The sequence below is a fragment of the Grimontia sp. NTOU-MAR1 genome (assembly GCF_035758505.1).
Taxonomy (GTDB): Bacteria; Pseudomonadota; Gammaproteobacteria; order Enterobacterales; family Vibrionaceae; genus Enterovibrio; species Enterovibrio marinus.
Window position 1 is genome coordinate 2,288,233 of the sequence record NZ_CP142108.1, and the last position, 20,240, is coordinate 2,308,472.

The window sequence follows — 20,240 nt, forward strand, 5'->3', positions numbered from 1 at the left end:
CACTTATGTCATTGCCTGAACCACTGCGCTTTACCGTCGGCCTGATTGACCAAATCAGTCAGCCGCTGGGGAACATCCAGCGGCAGTTCAGCGCGATGTCAAAACACTACCGCGACGGCACCCACACCATGGTCGCAGGCGCCGCCGGGGTGGCCGGGGCAGGCATTGCGCTGCAACAGGCCCTGCAACCGGCGATTGATATGGACAGGGCACTGGGCGAGGTGAAATCGCTCGGGGTCGCGGATGCCCATCTCCAGCACCTTGCCGACACAGCCCTGTCGTTTTCTGTCGAATACGGCAAATCGGCGGCGGAATTTGTGGCCGCCTCCTATGACATTCAATCGTCCATGGAAGGCATCAACCCGAGTCAGCTGGCCAGCATCACTCAGGTGGCGGCAGTGACCGCCGCGGCGACCAAGGCGCAGACCTCAACCATTACCGATTACTTCGGCACCATGTATGGCATTTTCAGTGACAATGCCAAAGCCATAGGGCAAGACGCATGGGCGGAGCAACTGGGCAGCTATACCGCGCTGGCCGTGCAGAAATTTAAAACCGATGGCATCAAGCTGTCCCAGTCCTTCAAGCGTCTGGGGAACGATGCCACCACGGCGGGGGTAAGCCTTGGCGAGCAGTTTGCCGTGCTGGGGCTTTTGGGTAACCAGATGGAAGGCTCGGTGGCGGCCACCAAATACCAGGCATTTATTGCCAAGGTGGCCGGAGCAGGGGAAAAGCTCGGCCTGAAATTTCTTGACAGTAATCACCAGCTCAAAGACACCGCCAGCATCATACAGACCCTTCGCCAGCAGTACGGCAGCACACTGGATGCGATGGAAAAGCTGGAGATTGAAAAAGCCTTTGGCGGTAAACAGGCCATGAGCTTTATCAATACCCTCTATGACCGCACCGGAGAGCTGAAAGGGGCGATTGATGACTTTAGGCAGGTAAAGGGGCTCGCGCTGGCCCAGCAGATGGCCGGGGCCATGACCGACCAGTGGGAGCGCATGGAGGCGGGTATTTTCGCTATCCGCGCCGCCATTGGCAGCGCCTTGCTGCCCTCTTTGCTTCCCCTGGTGCAGTCTCTTGCCGACGGCGCCATGCAGCTGGTGCAGTGGACACAGGTCTTTCCGAAAATCACCAAGTGGCTGGGTTATGCGGCGCTGGGCTTCTTCGGCCTGGTGGCGGCAGGCGGTGTGCTCACCATCATTACGGGGGCGATGAAAATGCTATGGGCGACAGTGATGCTTGTCGGTACGCCGTTAATTAAAGGGTTGGGCTTGGCTTTTGGTGCACTTTCCAAAACGCTGGCCTTTGCAAAAGGCGCTTTCCTCGCGCTCAACATTGTGATTGCGGCCAACCCGATTGTGTTGATTGTCGGTGCCTGTGTGGCGGCCGTCGCGGCGATGGGTGCGCTGACCTACTACTGGGACGACTTGAAAGCCAGCTTTGGTGATACCGCCTGGTTTGATGCCATCACTTTGCTTTCCGCCCCCTTCCGCGCCGCGTTTCAGGCCATTTACGGTGGCTGGCAATGGGTCACCAGTGGATTCACTGACGTCACCGCCTTTGAGGGTTTGTTTGCCATTGGTGATGAACTGAAAGCGGTATTCACCAGCCTGTTTGACTGGCTCAGCAGCGGATTCAATGCGGCCATGGAATCGGTCAAAGGGCTGGTTGATTGGATCCCGGGCTTTGGCAGCGACGAAGAAGCACCGGGGCAAAAAATTGATGCAGTTCGCCAAGCCACCCCACGTGCGCCGGTTCAGCAAGGCGGCGTGGCGCGTCAAATGGCGACCTACAACCAAGGCCGCAGCACCCACTATGGTGGCGTGAACATCTACGCGCAGCAGGTCAACAGCCCGCAAGACCTTGCGCATGAATTGGAGATGGCCGCGCCATGAGTTACCGCTATCAGGACATATTGATTAAAAACGGGGATGTGGTGCTGGACGACGGCCGCAACCCGGTGCTCATCCAGGATGCGCAAGTGATCGCTCAAGACATCAAGCACGCGATTATCGAAAGCGGTTTGGCCGTGGCCCTGATTGGTGACACCTCGCCGTCTGGCCGGGCTGACATCAAAAAGCAAATTGAACTTCTGGTGGAAGAAGAAACACGACTGGTGCCAGGCACGGTGACATTGGAAGAGCCCAAGCTGGGCCTAATTTGGATTTTTGCCGACACCCGCGAATTTGGCCGACTCGACGTAGAGGTAAGCAATGTCTGATATTCCTAAGCCGGACTATAAGCAAATCGTCAAAGACGCAGGCATTCCGACCGACCCGGCAGGCTGGCGCAAGGTGCTGAAAGAAGAAATGGAAAAAGCAGGGAGCGTGATCAACAACGACAGCCGCTTCTCGCCTTTCTGGCGCATGATTGAGCAAGCGGTGATCACCTGCACGGTGTGGTTGGTTGAAAAGCTGCTGATTGGCTTTGTGTTGCCAAACATGTTTTTGGCGACGGCGTCCGGGCAGTTCCTGAAGCAAAAGGCATGGGGCGTGGACGTGACCCCCAAGCCCGCCAATAAAGCCAAAGGCAATCTGGTGTTTCAACGGGCCGCCCTTCAGGGGCCTGCCTTGCTCATCCCGGCGGGCACCTGGGTGCAGACCGATATCATCAACGGCAAAATCTACCGCGTGAAAGTGCAGAAAGACACCGTGATGCCTGAGAACGCCACTACCGTGGAAGCGGCAGTGGAAGCGGAAGCGGCGGGCGCAGCCTATAACCTCGGCGCCGGGTACTTTCATGTGTTGCCGACGCCCCCGCCGGGCATTGCGGCGGCGGCCAATGAGGAAGACTGGCTGATGGTGGCGGGTGCAGACGAAGAAAACGAAGATGAGTTGCGCCTTCGCGTGCGCAACCAGTGGTCAGCCGTGGCGCAATGGCACATTGATGCGGCTTACCGCGCCATTCTCACTGAAGTGAAGGGCATTCAAACCGACAACGTGTTTTTTGAACACGGTGCGCCCAATGGCCCCGGTACCGCCAACGCCCTTATCCTGTTAGACACCGGAAACCCCGCCCCCGCGCTGATTGCGACGCTGCAAGCGCGGATTGATGAAGGCTTACACGGCCACGGTGATGGCTTGACGGTGAAAGCGATGCCGGAAACGCATCATGACATCTCGGTGTCTGTGTGGCCGAAGCCTGAACTCACCGATGCAGAGCGCGGGGCCCTGCAAGCACAGGTGAGGCTTATCACTGGATCCGCATTCCGGGAAAACCTTGATTACACCGTGACGCGCACTCAGCCGGTTGGCCGCTTCAGCTTTTCCCGCCTGGAAGGCGAGTTGCACACCCTGTTGCCGGGTCTCGAATCGGTGAAGTTTGCCGAGGACGACATCATCAGTCACCTGACCATTCCACGTCTTGGCGCGCTGACCGTGAATTTACAAGGCTAACCGCATGAAGCTGCCAGACATCAAATTCAAGTACTGGATGGGCCGCGAAGGCAGCGAGCTGGTGAAGTTTGCCCGCGCGCTCAGGCACTACTGGCAAAAAGTCGATGACGCATTGCGCCTGCCTCTCACCCAGTTTGATGCACTCACCGCCCCCATTGGCGTGGTCAAACTGATGGCGTGGGAGCGGGACATTACCCCGCTGGAGCGTGAAGACGAAATGATTTTCCGCATACGTGTGGCGAATGCCTACCCCTTCGCCCGCCACGCTGGCGAAACCCGTGGTTTTCGAACCATGTTCGCCAAACTGGGGGTGGATTGGGTAGACATCCATGAACGTGAAGACCCGGTGCAATGGGATGTGGTCACCATTGATACCGCAGACGGGGAACTGGCGCAAAAGGGCTGGCTGATGAATGCCATGATCCGCCAATACGGGCGTACCTGCCGCCGCTATCAATTCAATGTGACCTATCCGGTCGCACTCCGGGTACATGGCGGCGCCTTCGGTCACCGCTTTGACCTGGCTTCCGCCCACGCGACCGACAGCGTATCCATCAACCTGCCACCTCAGCCTGCTGAGACCCGGCAACAGCTTTTCATTGCAACACTATCGCAGCCAGAAGGGGGCGAGACATGAGCCAGACGGCGATCCCGTTAGGGTTTGAACAGTATCTACAGAACAAAGTGTTATTGGGCGAGCCCACTGACCTCAATGAAATCATTTTTGCCTACATCCCGGATTTGGATGCTAGCCAGACGATTGACCGCACGGTGACACTGCCGCCACAAGGTCAATGGGTTCACCAACAGGATGTCGAACAAATCGGCAAATCCGGCAGCAATGCCGTGGTGTATTCGGTCGTGATACCGGGCAGTACGGCGCCGTTCACGTTCAACGCCATGTTCTTGCATGACAAAGCGGTCCCGGACAGTTGTGCCATGGTCGTATACAAGGCCACCGAAACCAAAGAGACGGGCATGGCGCTCACCAAATCCTTGCTGATGCAGTTTGATGGTGCGGCGAAAGCGGCCAATGTGACGGTGGATGCGGCGACCTGGCAAGTTGACTATCATGCCCGTTTGAAAGGGATGGACGAAGACCACCGCCTGCACTGTCTCGATAACTATGGTCATACTGCTTTTCTTGATGGATTTGAGGTGACACAGCATGCCAGTGATGCCACCAAATACCTGATCTCGCCGGGGTTGGCATATCTGGGCGGGCTGAGAGTACAAGCCGGGGTATTGCAGGTACTCACGGTCACAGAGACACCGGTCACCCTATGGTTGGATGCATACAGGGACGGGACCGCCACATCGGCATGGGCCAACACCGCTGACATAAGGTTATCCGCCGACCCATTGACCGATTACGCCGATGGGAATGGAAGGCCCCATTATGTTTGTCCGCTGGCCATGCTACATGACGACGGCACCATAAAAGATTTACGCGAGGTGCGGGAGAGCAGCAACAGTTGCCCGGTAGGGGCGCCTTTACCCTGGCCTACTGATGAGGCCCCGGAAGGGTTTGCCATTATGAAGGGGCAGGCGTTTGACAAACAGACCTATCCTAAAACCGCGCAAGCTTACCCCCTGGGTGTGCTGCCTGATATGCGGGGGATGGCGGTAGTCGGTAAAAAAGAGACTGACACGGTACTGGCGTTTGAATCCGACCAAATCAAAAGCCATGGACACCCTAACTCAACGGTCAGCAGTACCGACATCGGTAATAAATACACCACCGTCGGTGGTAACCACAGGCACCACACAAGGGGGGGCTATCAAGGTGGCTATACCAGCAGCTACCACAACGCCGATGCTGCCGGAGGCTCACACGGCAACGTGCTTTATAGCAGCACAACGGGGAACCACAACCACATTATTAACGTCGGCAGCCACAGTCACACGGTCAATATCGCCGCGCACGGCGGCGCAGAAAATACCATCAAAAACATCAAATTCAACTGGATAGTGAGGCTTCAGTAATGGCACGTTTTTTTGAACACACCCAAAGCGTGAGGGTATCGCGTCATTGTCCAAAAGGATGGTGGATGGAAAATGTCACAGAGCACGTCGTCAAAGGGACTTGCCTGGGTCCCGATTGTACCCAGTCTGTTTTCACCCCGAGCGCAGAAGGGAAAACCGCGCGTTTCGACGTCAAAACAGAAAGGTGGTCTCCTGAAATTGACGATGCCACCCTGGTGCCTTTTTATTCGGTGGATGGCGTGCGTTACTTTGTGGATGAACCCGATGGTGCTTTTCCTGAATGGGCAATCTTTGAGGTCCCGCCAGTCTATGAACCACAGACGCAAACCGTTCATCATGATGGTAAAAAATGGCGGGTATTGGACATAAAAACAGGCGCACGTTACTGGGACAAAGAAGGACGTGAACAGGTGGTTGCTGAGCCCGGTTTTGTGCTTCCTGACGATCACACATGGGAAGCGCCACCTCATGTGGAAGAGGGGTTTGCCGTGGTACTTGAACACGGCAAATGGCGCCTTGTTGAAGATTACCGCGGCCAAATTCAGTATCAAAAAAATGACGGTAGCGTCTCGGAAGAAGTCACCGACCTCGGACCGATAAAGCAAGGATGGACCCTAAAATCACCGAACAGTCCCTTTGATGTCTGGAAACAGAACCGTTGGCAATACGACAGGGAGAAAGAGCGGCCAGCCAAAGCGGTCAATGAGCGACACTGGCGCAACGGGAAGCTGACATCCATCATACAGCGCCTTGAGCAATATGAACGGGACTTGCGTGTCCCTGAAGCCTACCGGACCGGTGCGCTGACCGGAAGTGACTACGAAAACCTGTTGGCCGACCGCAAGGCATTATGTGATTACCCGGATAACCCGGATTTTCCGTTTGGTGAACGACCGGCCCTGCGCTCTGATGGCAAAGGCGCACTGAGTTAAGGGGCAAACATGCTGAATCTTTCCGGACAACGGGTCCCGCTGAAAGGACTCAAGGTCACCGCCCGCCAGCAACTGGCCGGACAGGACATGTCCGGTAGTTCGGCAGCCACTGACCAGGCCGAAACCGGCGATAAAACCAAAGTGTTGGCGGTGACCGGTACCATACCGTTTAAAGCGGCGCCTATGTTAAACCAGCTCTTCACCCTGGCAGGGGCAAAAGAGGCCGCTGCCAGGGTGGTATACCGTATTACCAATCCAACGGCCGATGCGCTCAAAATCCGTCAGGTGAAATTTCAGGGCACCCTGACCGCACGGGAAGACATGACGCTGCGGCAATGGGTGGTTGCCTTTGAACTGGTTGAACACCTCAGCGTTGCTGAGCGCACCGAAAAGCGCGAACCGCCAACACCCGCGGCGCAGCAAAAAGCCACCGGCATGACGACACCCACTACTACGCCGACCGCCTCTGACGACGTGCCACCGGACACTGACGTGGAAATGACCGGCTTTATGGGCGTGCTGCACCAAATTGAAAACGCATTACCATGAATAGCCCCAGATTTCGCCTCCAATGCTGGAAAGGCAACACACAAACCGAGGTCAGCCAACATCAGTTGGCCTTTTCTGAAAATGCGCCGGGGCGGGCGCAACTCACGATCAAAGGTGATGCGGACCCAAAACAAATCGTTGCCATAGATTTGGGCTGGGGTGATTCCGTTAAGCGGGTATTCACCGGCTACATTGAGCGCGTCTCACCGGGCAAACCGGGATATGTACAAATCTTCTGCCGCGAGCTAGCCGCCGTGCTCTATCACCCATGGCATGTGGTTATGCGTCATCCCACATTGGCGGGCATCCTGAGCAACCTGTCACAGCAAACGGGCTTGCAGTTCGTCTTTCCTGATAACGCCTACAGCCAAACGGCGATCCCCTGCTTTTACTCAACGGGGAACGGCTACCGCCTGTTAGATGACCTCGGTCAAGCCTTCAACATCCCTGACTACATCTGGCAACAGCAAGGTGACGGCAGGATTTTTGTGGGAAGTTGGGCGGACTCCTACTGGGCAGACAAAGCCGTTGACCTGCCAAACAACATCATGAACCCGAACCAGGCACTGAAAAAAGCCACCCTGCCATGCATTCCGCACCTAAAGCCGGGCGTGATAGTCAATGGCCGAAAGCTGGCGAGTGTCGAACACACAGGAACAGAGACGGTTATCCAATGGACATAAAAGCGATAAACCGGATCATTTTACGCCTGTTCCCGGAATTCACCGGCAAATGGCATCTGCCACACGCCGCCAAAGTCGTGGCCCTGACTGAATTGCCCAATGAAGGTGATTTATCAGATCGCTTTTATCCGCACTACGCTGCAGACGTGAAGCTGCTGGACAGCAAATTCATGGAGCGTGAAGACATTCCAACCCTTCAGGCTGTGCCGCTGCCCGTGCCAGGCATTGGCGAACACGCCGGAAGGTTAGAGCCGCCCGCCATGGGCGCCATCGTCGAAGTCGCGTTCTTCAACGGCGAACCGGATAAGCCTTTTATCCGCACCGTGTTGCCACTGGGCTGGAAGTTGCCCGCCATCAAAGCAGGGGAAAGCCGGTACCAACAGCGTCCGGGGGTTTACCAACACGTGGACGACCAGGGTAACTTTAGACACATCACCGATAAGCTGGCCCAACTTCATTGCGACCTGCACGAAGTGCGCGCCAAAACAGAGCAAGACCACCGCGCCCCAAAGACATGGCTTGGCTCAGAAGGCGAGAATGTACTCAAGCTGCTCAGCGAACTGATGCAAGTGGTCACTGATTTGTCTGATACATGCGCATCACACACGCACCCACATTCATGGACAGACCCCGGAGGCTCGGGAACGACCAGCGCACCTGACCAATCAGCCGATATGGCAGGCCACGGTGAAGCATCAACAGCCCTAAAAGGTAGGCTGGATCCCATCACCAAATAAACCCACGTAAAACAAGCCACTCAGGGCGCCCACACAAGGGCGTTTTTCTTGTTCCGTCCAGTGATACCAAACCCATCACGAACGCATCACCACGCGCCAAACAGCCGCCATGTCATCTGCACACGTAAACCTTCCCGCCACGTAAAACGCACTCCTCCTCCCCTCCGGCGACGCTGGCGATCTGATTTAATTTTCAATTTTGATTTGTGCAAAAACATACTGCCAACCCGCACGGCTGCTGGGGTTTCGCTAACGATCAGGAATTTCGAAAAGTGCGCTTTTTTTCAGTGTTTTTCAGTTTTAAGGATCAACGAAAGCGACAGGTGATAAACCTAACCTATTGATAAAAAACAAAGTGAGAATTTTACGTGGTCAAATCAAAGGATCAGACGCTCAAAGCAACGATCAGCAATAACGCGGCCAACCCGCATCAGTACTGGCACCACCGCAATTTTGTTATGACAGAAGAATTTCAAAACGGACGGCATGATGCTCAGGGCAACGACATGTAAAGTCGGGACAAAAAAAGACCCCGCTTAGTATCGAAGAAATAGTAAGCGAGGTTGAACTAGTCGGTAGTCGTACCGGAGTTACAAAACAAAAGGTTAGCTAGCTCATTAAATCTAGTGTTGGATAGAAAATTCAAATGAGCCGTATCCAAAGTAAAAAGAGCATTTGAAATTGTCGAGATTTTGACCTGAACACCTCGAAGTGCCCACATCAATGATCTTATGAGTAATATGACTATTACAAAGTTTTGCTCACTCCATCGCACTCTAAGCAAAGTCTTGAATGCATTTCCAAATGCGCTTTGTAGACGGTTCGATGGCGGGATGGGTGAAGAGATGAAAACTCGCGACATTATAAGTGACTCTATGTGTCTTCACTAATTCGTTTCCGACCAATTCTTTGCTTGCGAAAGTCAAGGATATCAGTCTTACTTTGAGAGTTTTCGATAAATTTATAATGCTCTATGTGAGGTGCGTACAAATAAAGCATTTGGATATCTAATAAATTGTAATGCAATATGTATCATTGCATTTGATTGCATTTAAATGAATCGATAGGTACTATCCATTGCCATAATTTAAGCGAGTAATGAATGGTATAAGAGAGTGATAGAATTTGTCGAAGAGCCTGCCAAGAAATCTATAGGTGCAGTGTTTGATACTGTTAACAAACGAACTGAAGCACTAGATATACTAAATAAATACAAAGACGCCAATAATCAACTTGTACGAAGTAGCGTTGAAAACGTTCAGATATTAGGTATGTCAGAGCCTGTAAAGTTAACGGATATTTATTCGACAACTAGGATATCTACTAGTATTCATCGGCGCTTATATAGTACCGAGTGGGCTGAGCTAGACTCTCTAGAATGGCATAAAAAGAACGGAAAACACAAGTCAACGATACGTGCTGATGAATATATAGAAAAGCATGATCGTATTGTGGTTTTGGCAGGTCCAGGTTCCGGTAAAACAACGCTGTTGAAATATACAGCGCTCTCATACGTTGATAAAGAGTTATTCTCTAAATCGAAGTTAGAGACAAAGAAGGTTCCATTTTTTCTTTCGCTTCCTGATATAGTGGAAACAGAGAGCAATATAGAAGAATATTTGTCTAACAAGTTAAAGATTAAAACTCATGAATATGCTTCTGAATACGTTAGGCGACAATTAGACAAAGGTAGGGCTGCTGTATTGTTGGACTCATTAGATGAAGTCCCACAGGCAAAGCGAAAGCGAGCATATGATTTAATTGAAGAATTTTCAGATCTCTATCCAAATGCAAAGATAATAATAACATGTAGGGTAGCTGACTATGATGTGACTTTAGAAGGTTTCTATGAGGTTGAGATATCTAGGCTCACCGAAGCGGCAATTAATAAAATAATTAAAGCCTGGTTTAAAGGACGCCCTAAGAAATCGCGTGAATTGATTAATCATTTGTCTGTTGATAAAGATGTTTACTCATTAACTGAGACACCACTTTTATTAAGTTTACTATGTATACAATATTCAAATGATTTGAATATCCCAAATAGAAAAACAGAATTGTATAGTAGATGTATAGATGCACTTCTCCGACTGTGGGATACTAGCAGGGGATTTCGGAGAGATACAATTTTTTCATCTTTAACGGACGACCGAAAAGAAAAGCTCTTTGCAGAAGTTGCGTATCAGTTCATTTGTAATAGAAATGAAACTTATATTTTCCAAAATAATGATCTAAATGAAATTATTTCAAAATTTATTGAGCGATTTGGTCTTAATGGGAATGACTCTCAGAATATTATTGACGAGATAGAATCACATCACGGAGTTCTTGAAAAGTATAGTGCAGAGTCTTATTCTTTTAGTCATGTTTCGTTTCAAGAATATTTTGTTGCCGCCGCCTTAGTTGCTAAAAGACAGGAGTTAAGTTTTGTAAAACGAAATGTAAACAAGTCAAAGGCATCTTCTATTATAGTATTTATGGTTTCCTTAATGGAAGATCCTTCACCAATCCTGAAGTTTTTAATGACTAAGTCAACTCTCAAGGGTATTAAAACATATCCAGCAATGAGCTCTAGGACTGAGGTACTAAGTTTACTTTATCGATGTATGAACTCCGGAGTTGCTATCTGTCCAACATTGCGAGATTCAATCTATACACATATAGCAAGATCCCAAATAGATATCTCAAAAATATATAGAGACGCTAGTACATATCCTATTGCTAAATTGGAAAATGACGGCGTTAGTCATACGTTTTTCTATACTGAAACTACAAGAAAAACATTGGGTGCTGCACTACTGTCTTATCGAAAGTTGTCAAATGAAATACTGTTATCTCCAAATAAACGCTATGCTGAGGCGGCTATAAAAGTTATCGACGAATATGAGATGGGTAATAACAATATCGTTACTTTGTGTGTAAAAACATGTGTACTTGTCCCGCTTTCGGGGTCCGTACCTGAAAATGTACTGGTGAGACTGGAAGCTCTCGGTGAAAAACTCAATAAAGATGATTTATTACGTCGTTTGGTTGAGGTAAATACGGATAAGCTGAAAAACGTGTATATCGACGCTAGCGAATAGTTATATTATAAATAAAGTGTCGCATAGCCGACACTTTTTTTTGGGGTTGAACAAGCATATTTTTGAGGCACGATATAATCAGTTACCCAAACTCAAGTTATTCGACTTATGCCCCTATGAGTATGGCTACTAGTTTATTTCTATCCATACTCGTGTCGGTTTTCTTATTCCTAATAGGATAATTACCCAAAGTGATTCTAGTAGAAAGCATATTAGATAACTAAAGGTAACTAAAACTACCGCGAATGGGAGTTTAACCTTACTATAAACTAAGGCTACAACAGAGACAGAGACAGAGACAGAGACAGTGACTATAAAAGTTGGTGAGTAACATTCACCAACTTCTAATATTCAACGAATTTTAAAGAATTTATTAGTTTCTGAGAGTTCTAAAATCACATCATTTTCTTTATATTTATTAAAGCATGGGTTTGATAATTTATCACTAAGTACAGAAACAATATACTGTCCATTAAGCTTATTAGCTTCGGTAAAGATATCATTTATCTGCTTTGAATCTACATCTTCAATTGAGTCATGAATAATAAAAGTGGCTCTGTTGATTTTTTTCTTATTGACAAAATTTATATAAGCAAAGTCGAATGCACTAACTTCACCTTTCTTTTTCCCGCCTGTAGAGTTTGGTGTTATATTAGCTATATCAAACTCACACTTTTCAGAATCTAGGTCAAAGTTAAGATCAAAAATATATCTGTCTTCATAGAAATCTTTACTTAGTTCACCAAAGTAACTATTAAAAACCTCAATATTATCATTCAAAATTTCAGAGTTTTTGAAAATTTCATTTACAATTACTTCCTTATCTTTTTCTAGTGAGGAAATATCATTTTTTGTATCCTCAATCTTCTTTATAAGAACTTCTACACTAGCTATTTTCTCTCTCACGAGAGATAGGTTATTATATATTTCACCAATAGATTTGAGAGTTTCAGGTTTACTCACCTCTTTGAATACTCTCGACTCAGATAACTGAAGAGCATTAATTTTACTTTTAACCGACTTAGAAAGCTCTTCAAATTTAAACAAATCATTCTCTATTAATTTAACTTTATTTGATATTACTTTATTATGAAAGACCATTAGGTCTTGATATGTCCTTTTTAATTTCTTATTTAAAGATATACCAGCAAAATTATAAATTTCATATATTTCCTTCCCATCTACAGAAGAAGCATTACTCTTCAATTTATCAATACTTTTTATTAGATAACTAACTCTTGTTTCATAGTTTGAGTATTTAACTGTTAATTCCGATATTTCTGACTGAATACTAACTAGTTGTTTTACACCTTTCTCTTGGCTATCAGTGAAATCAAAGTTAGAAATTTTTTTAGTGAGTTCCTCTTTCTCTTCTTCTAAAGGTTTAAGCATTTTTTGTAATGCACTTTCTTTATTAGGTTTTCTATATGCTGATAAATCTTTCTTTCTTGTTGTAATCCTTCTATTAATTGCACCTTTTTCTTTAAGAAGATGAAGATCCTGAAAGCCAAATAGAAATAAGTATAACTGATCATATATATCAGGTTTTGTGTTTGTATGTAAGAACCTTGTAGTATTTTGCATTTTATCATGAGTATTTCTTATAAACTTATGGCTGAGGTTTCTTATAATTGGTTTATCACCTATAAACCCAAATACTTGTTCAGATATCAATTTTGTATATTCGTTCTTACCTACTTCATCTTGACCGATAAAATATAGTTTAGCGCTATCCCCTCTAGATAGAAATCTACCAAACAAGTATTCACGATCATCAAAGCCAGTCACACTCAAACGTACAAAAATTCTATTGTTATCAATAAAATCAACTATTTCTGTAATAAGTTTTCCAAATTCAGGTGCTTGATATATATCTTTACCGTCAGACAAAAAAATGTAGTCGACTAATCTAGATAAAGTTGACTTTCCGACACTATTTCCACTACTTAATGAATCAGACTCTTCATTAATTATAAGATTAACCCCATCTTTAAAAGTTATCTCTCTTATAATTTTATTATTTTTGTATACCCACAAATTATTTAGACGCATACTTTATTATTCCATCATCATCTAGATTTATTGCTTCAATAGCATATAGCCAGTCTAAAGAAAAAGTAAAAACTTCGTAAGAGATATCAAGTTCTTTAGAAATATGATCGTATATTTCCTCAACATTAAGAGGTTTATCATTGTTCTTCGACATTAAATTGAGAATATGAGCACCAATGTTTATTGGATTTATAATAGGGTCTGAATCAATTGTTAGCATTAGGGTTCTCTAAAACTATACATTCAATTATGGAGTAACTGGTTACTAATTCAATTCCCCATGAAATATCTTCATCAAAAAATCCTTCTCCAAGATCGGATGAATTACGGACGAAGGTCTTTGCTCTTTTCATAATGTCTTCAATAACAAAATCAGCTTTCTCTCTTAGTTTTACCAAATCAACTGGACGTGTCGATATTTTAAATTTTGCTAATGACTCTCGATAGAATATATTCATTTGTCGCTTTAATTTTGTCGTTCCATTATTTATGTCTTTATTCAACTGAGTCATTGATGAATCAACCAAAATTGAATTATCTATATAGCTATCTACCAACCATCTATATATAAATAATTGGTTATGAGTGATTTTATTAAGGATTTCTGCCGGATCTCGTTTTAGATCTTGCCTCTCTTCGCTTCCAGATGCAATTATCTCAATTAGCTTTCCAAGTACAGTAGATCGACGGACCTTTGTGTCTGTATTAATTTCAACAGGAGCTAGGTTATTGTCAAAGACTATATCACCCATATTACCCTCCCATATCAATAGTTACAGGACCAGAATTCTCTTGAAAATACTGAGATCTATCACCTTGAGAAACAGTATTTTTATTTAGAATATTTTTCACTTTAATTTTCAACTCACGGTTTTCTGTTAATAGAGTGACGTTATGTTTTTGTAGCGTTACAACTTCTTTTTTAACGACTGACTTCGTATAAGCCTGATGAATAGCTATGCAGGCAGCAATAAGTGATAAAACGTAACCCACAGCACCTACGACTGGATTTTCTAGTATTTGAGTTAGGAACTCCATATACACCCCTAAATAAAACTGGTTGCTATTAAATTGAATGCATTTTACATAACTAATTAGTGATGTAAAATTGAAGAAGTAGGGCATTTCAATATTTTTAACCACCAAATTTTACCTAAAAATAGTTTGCCGAGCTGACCCATCCAAACTGTCGCTTCATACGTGATAAGGTTTAATCACTTCAAGATAACTAGGTAGGAAAAATCTCAATGCAAAAGGAAAAGCCGATACAGGCTACATTGGTTGAGTTCGCCTGTGACTGTGGTGGAGGGTTTTACCGTGTGGATGAAAGTGTCCGTGTGATTCACTCGAACCCAAAACAATGGAAGCACAAGTGCAGTGCTTGCCACAAAGAAACGTACTTCACGTTCCCTTATCCCATGGTCAAATACAAAGGCCAAGAATTCGTGCTGGCTAAACACATCCGATTTGAAGTGAATGACTAGCCAAAATAAAGTATCGCCACTTTATCGCCATTCGACTATATTAAAATTTATAAGTCACTAAAAATAAAAGGTTAAATATAATAGTGTCTATAATCGCATCTTACACCCGCCTCCCTACGGCGGGTTTTTTTTGCCTATTACCCCCCTCCCTGTTGCGACACCTGAAGCGCGACACCTGTTGCATTTTGCTTCATCACCCTGACTAAGAAACCTATTAACCGATTGATTTAAAACAACACTCATATTGGCACTTTACTTGCTAAAGGCGACCAAACCTATTGCAAAGGATGCAAAGTGATGACAAAAAATGCCACCTACTCATATTGGCTTGCTCTCCCCCTTCTATTCCTACTGGCCATTTATTTTATTCCACCGGCTAACGCTGCAACATCAGACAGCGACTGGCCAAAATACCATCGACTGGATAATGGCTGGCGATACAGTCCTTTGTCAGACATCAATAAAGCCAATGTGGACAAACTCAAGGTGGTATGGATTCACCAGCCCGGGGACATCCAACATGGCTTACAGGCCACCCCTATTGTCCTTGATGGTGTCATTTATTACGTGGCAGCCAATAACAATGTCTATGCCGTGGATGGCGAAACAGGCGAAACACTTTGGCACTACCAGCCTGAACTCGACCCTATTGTGACCAGAGTGTTTTATCAAGCCGCCAGCCGCGGTGTGACGGTAGGGCATGGCATGGTTTATCTTGGCACTCTGGATGGACGTTTTATCGCCCTCAACCAGAAAACGGGTAAGCCCGTCTGGAAGCGCAAAATTACGGACCTGAAATCCTGCTACGGTTGCCTGTTTTCATCACCACCACAACTGGCGGGCGAGGTGCTGTATGGCGGAACAACAGGCGGCGACCAGCCTCAGCGGGGAAAAATTTATGCGGTCAATGCCCTGAACGGCCAACCGCTTTGGGAGTTTGACACCATCAGTGATGATCCTGAAAGCTGGCCGGGCGACACAGGAAATGTCGGAGGCGGCGGAGCGTGGATGCCGGGTGTGTACGACGAGAAAACCGACCTCATCCATATTGGTACCTCCAACGCTGCCCCGGATTTTTTTGGTGAGGTGCGCAAAGGCGACAACAAATACACTGCGTCCTTACTGGCGATTGAAGCCAAGACCGGGAAGTTGAAATGGTTCTTTCAGGAGGTTCCCCACGATGTCTGGGACTATGACTCGGCGTATGAAATTGTCACCATTGAACACGAAAACCGGGATGTCATTTTCCATCTCAACAAAGGAGGATTCGTTTACGTTCTGGATAAAAAGACTGGCAAGCCTATTAATATCTGGCCCCTTTCACAAACCTACAACTGGGTCGAATCAGTCAATCCAAAAACCGGAGAGTTGATAGGTCGCAACGAGCCTAAACTGGGTGAAGAAAAAGTTCTCTGCCCTTACCTTCTCGGTGCGCGCAGTTGGAACCACGGTGCCTATAGTCCGAAAACTGGGCTCTGGTATACCAATGCAATGGAAGTCTGTAACAAGATCATCGCCGCAGAGCAAAATCCCGAGAAAATTGGCATATCAGGTCTCTATCTGGGTGTTTCCCTGCTGGAAGCCGTAGCCCCACCGAATCAAAAAGCCAGTGCCCGACTCGATGCCCGCGACCCCATCACGGGTGAAGTCCGTTGGAGTGTTAATTATCCCATTCCTGGTTTAGGCAGTGTTTTAGCCACTGCAGGCGGGTTGGTTTTTAACGGAGATGTGTTTGGCAAAGTGTTCGCTTATGACGCTGCTAACGGTGATGAGTTGTGGTCTTTCAACACAGGGTCTGGTATTCGCTCAGGGATAATCAGTTACGGAAAAAATGGAAAACAATATCTACTCGTGCCAAGTGGCTTTGGCTCCCACGCCCCAGGCTTTATGGCAAGTGCGTTTCCTGAAGTCTCCGGCCTGCCCGGCGGGGCGGCGCTCATCGCATTCAGCATCGACAAATAAGGAGAATTTGCGATGAATAGGCCATTTACTTCCAACGCTCTAGGGCAATGTTTAGCAGTGATAGGACTGGTATTGATGCTGCTCCTATCCAATGAAGCAATTGCTGTCGCCGTACCAATCACACAGGAATCACCACTAAACATCCCCACCTCTCCTGCTGAAATAAAGCAAGGAGAAATCCGCTTCTACCAGAATTGTGCCTACTGCCATGGCGCAAAAGGAATTGGCGGGAAGTCTAAAAAGCTGCAATGCCGTGACTTTGAGGGTGATTACTTGTTTGACACCATTTCAAATGGGCTCCGAAGGGGCAGTCAGTTCATGCCCCCTTGGGCCGATACGTTTTCCGAGTCTGAACGGCTGGAGCTGGTCGCGTATATTCTTTCACTTCGCACTCTTGAGACCTGCCTGTGAGTCCTGAATCTAGAAAGCATTTTGTTTGGCTGATAATAAGTGGGCTATGGGCGATATCGCCCATAGCCCGTCCTTTTTCCCTTCAGGAGTCAGTGCAGCAAGCAGGACTCCTTACCGTCTGTGCCTCCCGTGAGGCTCTCCCACTTTCTGGCGAAGACAGCCCCAAAGGCGCATTCATTGAGATTGCCGAAGCGGTGGCCAAAGCATGGCATGTATCCCTGTCCGTTGAATGGATCTGGGCAAGGTATCAGATACGAAAGTCCGACTGCCAATTGATACTCGGTGTTGCGCTGGCACAAAATCCACAAACCCATGCCCGCTTTGCCCCAGCGCTACTTGAGCATAATCTTGTTTGGGTGCAGGCTGTGCCGAACTCCTATGAACTTGCCTCACTCCCAGACAACCTGAGAGTTGCAGTCTCTTCAGGGTCAGCCGCCCACAGGAAAATGCTGGAGCATCTGCCAAACAGTCAACTCAGGGTAGGATTCGGCAATGACCAAGATATGCTGAGCGCAGTTACGGCTGGTGACGTGGATATGGCTATCGTCTCGAATCTCTCGTTTTCATGGTTTATCCATCGGTTGGGCAATAATAAGGAGCGGTTACGCGCTTCGCCATTTCCTGATACTGAGCAGGTCATTTCATATCCCATGACCATAAGTATCCGCCATGCTGACTCGCTGGACGAGTCAGATGTTCGTGAAGTGCTAGAGAATTTGGAAGAAAGTGGCACGCTAACCGAGATTTTAAGCCAGTATGGTCTGACATTGAGCCCAAGGTTTTCAGACGCCAATGCCAGCCTCCCCCGCCAATATCAGGAACCTATTGGGAAGTCGCCTCGCCACAACATCATTACTGGTCAATAACGTTGAATTAGCGTTTCCCTTGCGGTTGGTAGTGACGCTCGATTCTCTCTTTTTTCATCCTGCGATGGATGGTGGATCGATCCACTCCCAAAGCACGGGCAGTTTCTGAAATGTTCCAGTTGTAGGCTTCCAGTGTTGCCAACAGCTCTTGGGTGACCGAGGAAACACACTGTGGCCGCCCTAACCCTGTTTTAATCTCTTCGGGTAAATGCTCTGGCTGGATTTCACCCTCAACACAAAATGCCAACGCGAAGCGGAGCGTATTCTCTAGCTCCCTGATATTGCCCGGCCACGGGTACTTTTCAAGCAGATCGCCCGCCAGTGTTGAAACGTGTACTGGCTTATCTGTCAGTCCCGTTAGAATCTGTCCCACCAACCACAATATATCCGAGCGCTCACGCAGGGCGGGAATTGTAAGGGTCGCTCCGTTGATGCGATAGAAAAGGTCTTCCCTGAAACTGCCATTACTTACCAGATCTGGCAAAGCTTTATGGGTAGCTGCAAGCACCCGGAAGGAAACAGGGATCGCTTTGGTCGCCCCCACTGGAAGCAACTCTCTTTCGGCGAGAACCCTGAGTAATCTTGCCTGAAGCGACAAGGGCATATCCCCAATTTCATCCAAAAACAGGGTGCCGTTGTTGGCCTGCTCAATCACCCCTCTTTTGCCTTTGCTGCGCGCGCCGGTAAAGGCACCGTCTGCATAACCAAAGAGCTCGCTTTCAATCAGACTTTCGGGGATCGCTGCACAATTGATGGCAATGAAAGGGCCGGATTTGCGTGACGAACTCTCATGAATGGCTTTGGCCAAAAACTCCTTCCCAGTGCCGGTTTCCCCGTTCAGCAGAAGTGGCAAGTCCGACATTGATAGCGTGGTCGCTTTGATTGCCAAATCCGCCATCTTGGCATCATCACCATAAAGCGATACCAAACTGCCACTCACGACTTTTTTACGCCGCTGTATTGAAGAAGGCTGCGGGGCTATAGCATGGGCAAACCACAAATCACCATGAATGGTGGCCAGTAGCCTCTCTTCCGTGGGAAGTGCCCGGCTGAGCGCGGGAAGCTCATTGATATCGAGATTGAAAAAGTCCGACAGCAAACAGCCTAACAGTGCATGTGGTTGCCGCCAGTTGTTGCCTTTAATCCGCGAAAGCAGGCGTTGGGTGCTATGTGTCATCCCAATAATCCGGCCTTCCGCATCCACCGCCATCGCGCATTCAGGATCGACATCCAAAAACGCCGGAGATTGACTGAGCCGGATTATCCAGTCCCGCCTGAAGGTATTCATCAACGACGCCATCTCGATGCGACGCGTGCAGGAAGTGACAAGCTGCAAGGTCAATGCCTGGCTGGCTTTGGGCTCAGGGCTTTGGAGCGCAGAAATATCGAGCACAGCAGCCAGTGAACCGTCTACATCGTAAATCGGCGCAGCCGTGCAGGAGAGTGACGAATGCGTGGCATCAAAGTGATCGCTCTGATGCACCGTCAACGCTTCCCCGGTGTAGATACAGGAGCCCACGCCACAGGTTCCTGCCCGCGCTTCAGACCACTCTGCCCCAAGGTAAAGCCCGGCTTTTTTGAGCTCCCAAGTGAGCGATGCATCACCCTGATAATCGACAGTGACTCCCTCAGCATCGGTCAGCATCAACACATATCCGTGATCCGCCACCTGATGATACAAGGCATCGAGTCCGTACTTTGCCGTGCGAATTAGCTTATCGAGCCTTTCCCTATGCTCCTTGAGCTGAGTATGGGGAACAATATACGCCTCCTGCATCACCACAGGATCAAGGTGATAATCGTCGATACACCGTGTCCAAGACGTGGCAATAACATCGTCACGGGATGTTTGACTGCCTTCAATAACGCTTTGCACTTCCTTGATGTGTTCACTGACTCGCATAGTGACTGCCATATGCTACCGCTCCTGTCATTTGATTGATTATTAACCAACAACAAAACAGTCATACAACTCTGTACAACGATAAAGCCGACTTTCATGCTCCGGTTTCTCACTCACAACACAGAATTTGTTTTCCTGTGACATCCACTACCTGATAACGCCCCACCTGTTGCACGCAAGCGCATCAGCGC

The 20,240-nt window shown here is 47.7% G+C and carries 19 protein-coding genes; 14 read left to right on the plus strand and 5 right to left on the minus strand.

The window, feature by feature from the left end; translation table 11 throughout:
• The first annotated feature begins 5 nt into the window (after positions 1-5).
• The 10 genes from VP504_RS10435 (at position 6) to VP504_RS10480 (ending at position 11,371) form a co-directional block, all read left to right on the plus strand.
• A complete protein-coding gene (locus VP504_RS10435) occupies positions 6-1,901 on the plus strand; it encodes a phage tail tape measure protein (protein WP_325891106.1) in 1,896 nt (631 codons plus the stop codon).
• A complete protein-coding gene (locus VP504_RS10440) occupies positions 1,898-2,227 on the plus strand; it encodes a DUF2590 family protein (protein WP_062710142.1) in 330 nt (109 codons plus the stop codon). The genes VP504_RS10435 and VP504_RS10440 overlap by 4 nt, the downstream gene beginning before the upstream one ends.
• A complete protein-coding gene (locus tag VP504_RS10445) occupies positions 2,220-3,401 on the plus strand; it encodes a baseplate J/gp47 family protein (RefSeq protein ID WP_325891107.1) in 1,182 nt (393 codons plus the stop codon). The genes VP504_RS10440 and VP504_RS10445 overlap by 8 nt, the downstream gene beginning before the upstream one ends.
• A 4-nt stretch (positions 3,402-3,405) precedes the next feature.
• Positions 3,406-4,038 carry a phage tail protein gene (locus tag VP504_RS10450; protein WP_062710148.1) on the plus strand — a complete coding sequence of 211 codons (633 nt, stop codon included), beginning with the start codon at positions 3,406-3,408 and terminating at the stop codon, positions 4,036-4,038.
• A complete protein-coding gene (locus VP504_RS10455) occupies positions 4,035-5,387 on the plus strand; it encodes a phage tail-collar fiber domain-containing protein (RefSeq protein WP_325891108.1) in 1,353 nt (450 codons plus the stop codon). Before VP504_RS10450 ends, VP504_RS10455 begins: the two co-directional genes overlap by 4 nt.
• A gap of 65 nt (positions 5,388-5,452) precedes the next feature.
• Positions 5,453-6,319, plus strand: a complete 867-nt coding sequence (locus VP504_RS10460; RefSeq protein ID WP_325891109.1) for a hypothetical protein — start codon at positions 5,453-5,455, stop codon at positions 6,317-6,319.
• Positions 6,320-6,328: 9 nt separating this feature from the next.
• Positions 6,329-6,868, plus strand: coding sequence for a baseplate complex protein (locus VP504_RS10465; protein WP_325891110.1), 540 nt, complete (start codon positions 6,329-6,331; stop codon positions 6,866-6,868).
• Positions 6,859-7,551, plus strand: coding sequence for a hypothetical protein (locus VP504_RS10470; protein ID WP_325894030.1), 693 nt, complete (start codon positions 6,859-6,861; stop codon positions 7,549-7,551). The genes VP504_RS10465 and VP504_RS10470 overlap by 10 nt, the downstream gene beginning before the upstream one ends.
• The gene (locus VP504_RS10475) at positions 7,542-8,288 is read left to right on the plus strand and encodes a hypothetical protein (protein WP_325891111.1); all 747 of its coding nucleotides are present in this window, start codon (positions 7,542-7,544) and stop codon (positions 8,286-8,288) included. The genes VP504_RS10470 and VP504_RS10475 overlap by 10 nt, the downstream gene beginning before the upstream one ends.
• 1,115 nt (positions 8,289-9,403) lie before the next feature.
• Positions 9,404-11,371 carry an NACHT domain-containing protein gene (locus tag VP504_RS10480; protein WP_325891112.1) on the plus strand — a complete coding sequence of 656 codons (1,968 nt, stop codon included), beginning with the start codon at positions 9,404-9,406 and terminating at the stop codon, positions 11,369-11,371.
• Between the two features lie 351 nt (positions 11,372-11,722).
• Here the strand turns inward: VP504_RS10480 and VP504_RS10485 are convergent, their stop codons facing one another.
• Genes VP504_RS10485 through VP504_RS10500 form a run of 4 tightly spaced genes read right to left on the minus strand, consistent with a single transcriptional unit; the run spans position 11,723 to position 14,461 of the window.
• Positions 11,723-13,423, minus strand: coding sequence for a DUF2326 domain-containing protein (locus VP504_RS10485; protein ID WP_325891113.1), 1,701 nt, complete (start codon positions 13,421-13,423; stop codon positions 11,723-11,725).
• The gene (locus VP504_RS10490) at positions 13,410-13,643 is read right to left on the minus strand and encodes an ABC-three component system middle component 6 (protein WP_325891115.1); all 234 of its coding nucleotides are present in this window, start codon (positions 13,641-13,643) and stop codon (positions 13,410-13,412) included. The genes VP504_RS10485 and VP504_RS10490 overlap by 14 nt, the downstream gene beginning before the upstream one ends.
• Positions 13,630-14,175 carry a hypothetical protein gene (locus VP504_RS10495; RefSeq protein ID WP_325891117.1) on the minus strand — a complete coding sequence of 182 codons (546 nt, stop codon included), beginning with the start codon at positions 14,173-14,175 and terminating at the stop codon, positions 13,630-13,632. Before VP504_RS10495 ends, VP504_RS10490 begins: the two co-directional genes overlap by 14 nt.
• Position 14,176: 1 nt before the next feature.
• Complete coding sequence (locus tag VP504_RS10500; protein ID WP_325891118.1) at positions 14,177-14,461, minus strand: hypothetical protein; 285 nt, start codon at positions 14,459-14,461, stop codon at positions 14,177-14,179.
• Between the two features lie 209 nt (positions 14,462-14,670).
• Between VP504_RS10500 and VP504_RS10505 the strand changes: the two genes are divergently transcribed.
• The 4 genes from VP504_RS10505 (at position 14,671) to VP504_RS10520 (ending at position 18,146) form a co-directional block, all read left to right on the plus strand.
• A complete protein-coding gene (locus VP504_RS10505; protein ID WP_325891119.1) occupies positions 14,671-14,907 on the plus strand; it encodes a hypothetical protein in 237 nt (78 codons plus the stop codon).
• 297 nt (positions 14,908-15,204) lie between these two features.
• Positions 15,205-16,869 (plus strand): pyrroloquinoline quinone-dependent dehydrogenase, encoded by a 1,665-nt coding sequence (locus VP504_RS10510; protein WP_325891120.1) that lies wholly within the window; start codon positions 15,205-15,207, stop codon positions 16,867-16,869.
• 12 nt (positions 16,870-16,881) lie between these two features.
• Positions 16,882-17,280 carry a c-type cytochrome gene (locus VP504_RS10515; RefSeq protein ID WP_062710317.1) on the plus strand — a complete coding sequence of 133 codons (399 nt, stop codon included), beginning with the start codon at positions 16,882-16,884 and terminating at the stop codon, positions 17,278-17,280.
• Between the two features lie 92 nt (positions 17,281-17,372).
• Positions 17,373-18,146 (plus strand): substrate-binding periplasmic protein, encoded by a 774-nt coding sequence (locus tag VP504_RS10520; RefSeq protein WP_325891121.1) that lies wholly within the window; start codon positions 17,373-17,375, stop codon positions 18,144-18,146.
• Positions 18,147-18,153: 7 nt separating this feature from the next.
• Here VP504_RS10520 and VP504_RS10525 read toward each other — a convergent pair whose 3' ends face one another.
• Entirely contained in the window at positions 18,154-20,061 is a 1,908-nt protein-coding gene (locus tag VP504_RS10525) for a sigma-54-dependent Fis family transcriptional regulator (protein WP_325891122.1), read from the minus strand.
• Between the last annotated feature and the right edge of the window lie 179 nt (positions 20,062-20,240).